The 7260-nt window shown below is 56.1% G+C and carries 5 protein-coding genes; 2 read left to right on the plus strand and 3 right to left on the minus strand.

The window, feature by feature from the left end:
* Nucleotides 1–3: 3 nt before the first annotated feature.
* On the minus strand, nucleotides 4–1701 hold the full coding sequence (locus DBR37_RS06165; RefSeq protein ID WP_124573595.1) for a SulP family inorganic anion transporter: 1698 nt from the start codon (nucleotides 1699–1701) through the stop codon (nucleotides 4–6).
* Nucleotides 1702–1832: 131 nt separating this feature from the next.
* Nucleotides 1833–2633, minus strand: a complete 801-nt coding sequence (locus tag DBR37_RS06170; protein WP_124573596.1) for an SDR family oxidoreductase — start codon at nucleotides 2631–2633, stop codon at nucleotides 1833–1835.
* Nucleotides 2634–2834: 201 nt separating this feature from the next.
* On the opposite strand from DBR37_RS06170, the gene DBR37_RS06175 reads away from it, so the two are divergent.
* Nucleotides 2835–3398 (plus strand): TetR/AcrR family transcriptional regulator, encoded by a 564-nt coding sequence (locus DBR37_RS06175; RefSeq protein ID WP_124573597.1) that lies wholly within the window; start codon nucleotides 2835–2837, stop codon nucleotides 3396–3398.
* A gap of 79 nt (nucleotides 3399–3477) precedes the next feature.
* On the opposite strand, the gene metG is transcribed toward DBR37_RS06175, so the two are convergent.
* Nucleotides 3478–5586 (minus strand): methionine--tRNA ligase, encoded by a 2109-nt coding sequence (gene metG / locus DBR37_RS06180; protein WP_124573598.1) that lies wholly within the window; start codon nucleotides 5584–5586, stop codon nucleotides 3478–3480.
* Nucleotides 5587–5811: 225 nt separating this feature from the next.
* Between metG and gltX the strand changes: the two genes are divergently transcribed.
* A complete protein-coding gene (gltX, locus tag DBR37_RS06185; protein WP_124573599.1) occupies nucleotides 5812–7203 on the plus strand; it encodes a glutamate--tRNA ligase in 1392 nt (463 codons plus the stop codon).
* Nucleotides 7204–7260: the final 57 nt, after the last annotated feature.

The following is a 7260-nucleotide window of genomic DNA, read 5'->3' on the forward strand; positions in this document are numbered from 1 at the left end:
ATTCTATTCATTGATTGCGGCACTGACCGTAATCGCCGATTGCAGATTGGGCAGGCAATTCTCTTCGCCCAATCTGTCAAGGAAGCCGCTGCGCCGCATCAAGTCGCGCGGCTGACGGTTCAAGCCGCACAGGATGAGCTGGCTGCCATGCTTCTGTAGTGACTTGCGTATCGTTTCCAGCGCATCCAGTCCGGTCGCATCCAGATTGATCAATTGATGCAGTTCCAGGATCAGCGCCTTCTCCGGCATCGCTTTGGGTTCTATCAAACCTTCCAGCTTGCCGACCGCACCAAAAAACAAGGAACCAAAAATCGAATAGGCATGGACGCCCGGCGGCAGCTCGACGCTGGTTTCTTCATTCGGTATCTGTTCTATCCGCGTCAGGCTGGAGATACGGTAAATAAAGAAGACGCAGGCCAGCACCAGCCCGACTTGTACCGCCACCGTCAGGTCGATGATGACGGTGAGGAAAAAGGTCGAGAGCATCAGGATGCGGTAGTTCATCGAGAAATGCCGCAGCCGCGCAAACTCATGCCAGTCCCCCATGTTGTAAGCGACATAGAGCAGGATCGCCGCCAGCGCTGCGAGCGGGATGCTGTTGGCCAATGGTGCCGCGACCAGCACGATCACCAGCAAGGTCAATGCATGCAGGATGCCGGATACCGGTGACGCGGCACCGGCGCGGATGTTGGTGACGGTGCGGGCTATCGTGCCGGTAGCCGGGATGCCGCCGAAGAAAGGCGTCACGACATTGGCGATACCTTGCGCCATTAATTCCTGGTTCGGATCGTGACGATCACCGGTGATGTTATCGGCGACGCGCGCGCACAGCAGCGACTCTATCGCGCCGAGCAGCGCGATGGTCAGGGCCGGCGCAAATAGGTGCTGCACCAGCGCCCATGAAAATTCCGGCAACTGGAAGTCGGGCACGCCTTGCGGGATGCCACCGAACTTGCTGCCTATGGTGTCTACCTTCAGGTCAAACAGGCTGACCGCCAGTGTCGCCAGCACCAGTACGATGATGGTGCCGGGCAGTGCGCGCAACAGGCGGCGCATGCGATGGTTGCGGCCGTTTAATGGTGATTCGAGTTCTGCAGTCTTGGGTTTGAGCAAGAGCGGCCACGCAAAAATCAGTGCCAGCGAGAGTACGCCTATGACGATGCTGGTCGGATTAAAGCTGGCAAAATTTTGCGCGAGGGTCTGGATTTGTGCGAAGAAATCACCCGGCATCTTCTCTATATGCAGGCCGAAGAAATCCTTCATCTGCGACAGCGCGATCAGCACGGCAATGCCGCTGGTGAAGCCGATGACGATGGGTACGGGGATGTAGCGTATAAGTGAACCAAGGCGGAATACACCCATTGCACACAGCATCATGCCGGCGAATACGGTGGCGATCAGCAGATTGGCAACGCCGTATTTCTCGACGATGCCGTAGATGATGACGATGAAGGCGCCGGCCGGGCCGCCGATCTGTACGCGTGAACCACCGAGTGCGGACACCAGGAAACCGCCTATCACCGCAGTGAAGATGCCGGCCTCAGGTTTAACCCCGCTGGCTATTGCAAACGCCATCGCCAGTGGCAGCGCAACGATGCCCACCGTCAGGCCTGCAGTCAAATCCTGAAAGAACTTGCTGCCATCGTAATCGCGTAAAGCATCAACTAAACGCGGATGGAAGGAGAACTTGAACCGCTTCATGGTCATGCGCCTTCATGAACGATGCGTGCCACGCACGTGGCACAGCAAGGCTCATGTTAGCAGCAGGACCCCGTAGCGACAATACGATTCAGGGCTATTTGCCAGCGCTGCTTCGTACTGCACCCTGGTTTTTAAGACTGGTAGCGCGTCGCTGCGTGGGTTTGCGCAAAGTTGGGCAGCATGGCCTGGCGTGCTGCGTTAAAGCTTTCCCATTGCGCTTCATCCGGCAGTGGAGGGATAGTGATCAGCTCGCCGCGATCAAAACCGACCAGGGCCGCATCCACCAGTTCGCCGACTTCCATGACGCCTTCTACCCCTTCAATATCACGACCCGAGCGCTCCCAGATTTCAGTACGGGTAGCAGACGGCAGCACGGCTTGTACATACAGGCCGCGTGCGCCGAGTTCAGCGTGCAGTGCCTGCGAGTATGCCAATACATAAGCCTTGGTCGCGCCGTACACGCCGAGCGGGAATTCCGGCGCCAGTGCAACGACCGATGCGATGTTGACGATCGCGCCTTGTCCTTGTGCCAGGAAGCGCGGGATGACGGCGGCACCGAGGCGGGTCAGGGCGGTAACATTCAGTTTGATCAGGTTGTCCTGCGCTTCCACGTCTGAAGTTTCAAAGCCGCCAGGTGCTGCCGCTCCGGCGTTGTTGATGAGGATGCCGACGTCGCGCTGGTCGCGCAGGCGGGCTTCGACCCGGGCCAGGTCAGCGGCTCTGGTCAGATCGGCGGCGATGACTTCGATTTCTACACCAGTGTCCTGACGCAGCTTTGCGGCCAGTTCTTCCATGCGGCTGGCGTTGCGTGCCACCAGCACCAGATTGTGGCCGCGATGCGCCAGGCGGTCAGCGTAGACCGCGCCTATGCCGGTGGATGCGCCTGTGATCAGGGCGGTAGTTACTTGGGTATTGCGATCTTGCTGGCTCATATCATTTCCTTGGTGTGTGGGCTGTTGCTGAGACATGTATAGGGGAGATCGGTGCTTACGGTGTTTATAAAATCAGGATTTATTTAATCATGATGATCATAATGAATGTAATGATGATGATGGTCATGTATAATGTCAAGCCTTGGTTTGAAAATAATTTCAAATTAATTTGGAAGTAAGTTCCAGGAAGCAGGAGTTGCCATGAAAATTACCCGTGAGCAGGTTGCTGAAAACCGACAGGCGATACTGGATGCTGCTGCCACGCTGTTTCGCGAGCGTGGCTTTGAGGGCGTGACGGTGGCGGAAGTGATGAAAGCTGCCGGATTGACGCACGGTGGCTTCTACGGGCACTTCGCATCCAAGGATGATTTGATCGCGCAGACTTGTACGCACGTGTTGACGCCGTTCCGGGCCGGGGATGCGCCGGTGGTGGATATGATGGATTTCGCAGCCAGCTATCTCAGTCCCGAGCACAGGGACAATCCCGGTCTGGGCTGTATTTTCCCCAGTCTGGGTACCGAGGCGGTGCGTTCTTCCGAGGCGACGCGCCATGCGTTGAGTGAGAGCGTGAAGGGCAGGATCGAGAGCTTTGCCCAGACTGCGCAAGGTAAAAATGCAGCGGAGCGGCGCCAGGCCGCTACCGGTGCGTGGGCGACGATGGTGGGAGCAGTGATGCTGTCGCGGCTGATGGATGATCCGGTCTTATCTGAGCAGGTGCTGACCGATACGCTTGCCTGGCTGGATAAGACGCAGACTAAAAAATAAGCCCGGAAGTCAGACCGGATACAACAACGGCCATGATCATCGGATGACGATCATGGCCGTTGTTCCTGGTACAGAAGACTTAGCCGACGCGCATGCCTGGCTCTGCGCCTGGCCATGGATTCAGGATGTAAATGCCAGGATGGGCTTTTTCATCCGCAGCAGAAGCAGCCAGCACCATCCCTTCCGAGATACCAAACTTCATTTTACGTGGCGCCAGATTGGCGACCATTACAGTCAGTTTGCCGATCAGGTCTTCCGGCTGGTACGCGGACTTGATGCCGGAGAACACATTGCGCGTGCGGCCTTCGCCGACGTCCAGTGTCAGGCGCAGCAATTTGTCCGAACCTTCGACGTGCTCACAATTGACGATCTTGGCGATACGCAAATCGATTTTTGCAAAGTCATCAATCTTGATTTCCGGCGCGATGCTTTCGATTGCGTGGCCATTGCCATTGCCATTGCCGTTGCTGTCCTTGTTCGACGGCGCAGTCGGTACGCCGACGGTTGCGTCTACCAGTGCCGGCATATCGAACAGCGCATCCAGCATTTTTGGCTCTACACGTGTCATCAGATGAGTGTAAGGATTGATCTGATGGCCATGTGGCAGCGGTGTAACGATGTGTGGCCACTCCAATGCCGGAATATTGAGCTGTGCTTCAACCTGCTTGGCCAATGCCGGCAATACCGGTTTCAGGTAAATGGTCAGGATGCGGAAGGCTTCCAGCAAACGGCTGCAAACTTCCTGCAACGCGCCTTCCTTGGCCGGATCCTTGGCCAGTTCCCATGGCTTGTTCGCATCGACGTAGGCGTTGATCGCATCAGCCTGTTCCATGATGGCGCGCAAGGCTTTGCCGTATTCACGCTGGTCGTACAAAGCCTGGATTTCCGGTGCGACATTGCGCAGGCGGCTGAGGAAAGCATCATCGCTGGTCGCCCAGTCGGTCGCCACGCGGCCATCGAATTTTTTGGTGATGAAACCGGCAGCGCGGCTGGCGATGTTGATGTACTTGCCGATCAGGTCGCTGTTGACGCGTGCGATGAAGTCTTCCGAAGTGAAATCGATATCTTCGACTTTCGAGCTCAGCTTGGCGGCGATGTAGTAACGCAGCCATTCCGGGTTCATGCCGATTTCCAGGTAGCGCAATGGCGAGATGCCGGTGCCGCGCGACTTGGACATCTTTTCGCCGCTGACGGTGATGAAGCCGTGCACGAACACATTGTTCGGTACTTTCATATCGGCGAACTTCAGCATCGCTGGCCAGAACAGCGTATGGAAGTAGGTGATGTCCTTGCCGATAAAGTGATACTGCTCGGTAGTCGGATCGGCCATGAAGGCGTCGAAGTCGCGGCCGGTCTTGTCGAAGTAATTCTTCAGGGTCGCGAGATAGCCGACCGGCGCATCCAGCCAGACATAGAAGTACTTGCCCGGCGCATCCGGGATTTCGATGCCGAAGTAAGGTGCATCACGGCTGATATCCCAGTCGCCGAGGCCGCCTTCGCCTTCCAGCCATTCCTTGGCTTTGTTCGCTACTTCCGATTGCAGGCGTTGACCGTCCAGCGCCCATTCGCGCAGGAAGGCGACGCACTTCGGATCCGACAGGCGGAAGAAGAAGTGGTCTGACGACTTGCGTACCGGTGTCGCACCGGTCAGTGTCGAGTATGGATGCTTGAGGTCGGTCGGCGCGTAGACTGCGCTGCAGTTTTCGCATGAGTCGCCGTACTGGTCCTTGGTGCCGCATTTAGGGCATTCACCCTTGATATAGCGGTCCGGCAGGAACATTTCCTTGACCGGGTCGTAGAACTGCTCGACCGACTTGGTCGTGATCAGCTTGGCATCGTCACGCAGGCGGCGATAGATTTCGCGCGACAGTTCGTGGTTTTCCGGGCTGTCGGTCGAGCTCCAGTTATCGAATTCGATATGGAAGCCGTCCAGGTATTGTTTACGCCCGGCAGCAATGTTGGCAACGAATTGCTGCGGCGTCAGGCCGGCTTTCTCTGCCGCAATCATGATAGGCGCGCCGTGTGCGTCGTCCGCACCGACAAAATGCACCTCATTGCCCTGCATACGCTGGAACCGGACCCAGATGTCAGCCTGGATGTATTCCATGATGTGGCCGACATGGAATGCGCCGTTGGCGTAGGGGAGAGCGGTTGTAACGAATAATTTGCGTGGCAATGGTTTACTCATAAGGCGGTACTTTGCGATCGTTTAGGTAATAAAGACCTAATTTTAGCAGTCACAGCGCCTTAGGCGCAGCCCGCAGTCATAGTTGCTTCTATATATATGCATTTATATATACATTTGCCGGGTAGCCGATATCGTGCGCAAGGCTGGCTCTGACAGGGGCTGCCGAGGTAAAATAGCCTTTTTATACAGGACGGCTTTGGCACTCCAAGGCCGTTTTTATTTGCCATGACAGTACGTACCCGTTTTGCTCCCAGCCCGACCGGCTATCTCCACGTTGGTGGTGCGCGCACCGCACTTTTTTCCTGGGCCTATGCGCGCCACTTCGGCGGCACCTTTGTTTTGCGTATTGAAGATACCGACCTCGAACGTTCGACGCCGGAAGCAGTACAGGCAATTATCGAAGGCATGGAATGGCTGGGCCTGCATCATGACGAAGGTCCGTTCTACCAGATGCAGCGCATGGATCGCTATCGTGAAGTGATCGGTCAGATGCTGGAAGCGGGTACTGCTTACTATTGCTACTCGTCGCCGGAAGAAGTCGAAGCGATGCGCGAGCGTCAACGTGCGGCAGGCGAGAAGCCGCGCTACGACGGTACCTGGCGTCCGGAACCGGGCAAAACCTTGCCGGCTATCCCTGAAGGTCGCAAGCCGGTGGTACGTTTTCGCAATCCGACTGAAGGCGACGTGACCTGGGTCGATGTGGTGAAAGGTTCGATCACGATTTCAAATCGCGAGCTGGACGATCTGGTGATCGCACGTCCGGATGGCACGCCTACTTATAACTTCTGCGTGGCAGTCGATGATTCCGACATGAAGATTACACACGTGATCCGTGGCGATGACCATGTTAACAATACGCCGCGTCAGATCAACATCCTGCAGGCACTGGGCGCAACCCTGCCGCACTACGGCCACCTGCCTATGATCCTGGGTACCGATGGCGAGAAATTGTCCAAGCGGCACGGCGCGGTCAGCGTCATGGATTACCCGGCGCAAGGTTATTTGCCGGAAGCCATGCTGAACTACCTGGCACGCCTGGGCTGGAGCCACGGCGATGACGAAGTATTTTCGATGGAGCAGTTCACGCAATGGTTCGATCTGGATCACCTGACCAAATCGCCTGCGCAATTCAATCCGGAAAAGCTAGACTGGCTGAATAACCATTACATCAAGCAAGCTGACAATACACGTCTGGCCGCTCTGGTACGTCCTGTGATGGAAGGCCTGGGTGCGCAGTTTGAAAATGCGCCGGATTTGACGACTGTCATCGCGCTGATGAAAGAACGCGTCAATACATTAAATGAGCTGGCGGTTGCAGCGATGCTGTTCTATCGTCAACCGGCACCAGATGCAGCTTTGCTGGAGCAGCACCTGACCGATGCAATCAAGCCGGCATTGGCGCAATACGTCGAGCAACTGAAGACAGTGGCGTGGAGCAAGGAAGCTTTGTCCGCGACATTGAAAGAAGTGCTGGCTGCGCACAAGCTGAAGATGCCACAGCTGGCTATGCCTTTGCGTTTGCTAATTACTGGTCAATTGCAGACGCCGTCTATCGATGCAGTGGTCGAATTGTTCGGTCGCGAGGTCGTATTGGCCCGTCTGGGGAAAAATATTTAATATTTTTTCAAAAGGGCATTTACATAGCGAGAAATGCTTTGCTATAATCTCGCTTCT

Origin of the sequence: Herminiimonas sp. KBW02 (assembly GCF_003852535.1) — a bacterium.
In the GTDB taxonomy this organism is placed as follows: domain Bacteria; phylum Pseudomonadota; class Gammaproteobacteria; order Burkholderiales; family Burkholderiaceae_D; genus Oxalicibacterium.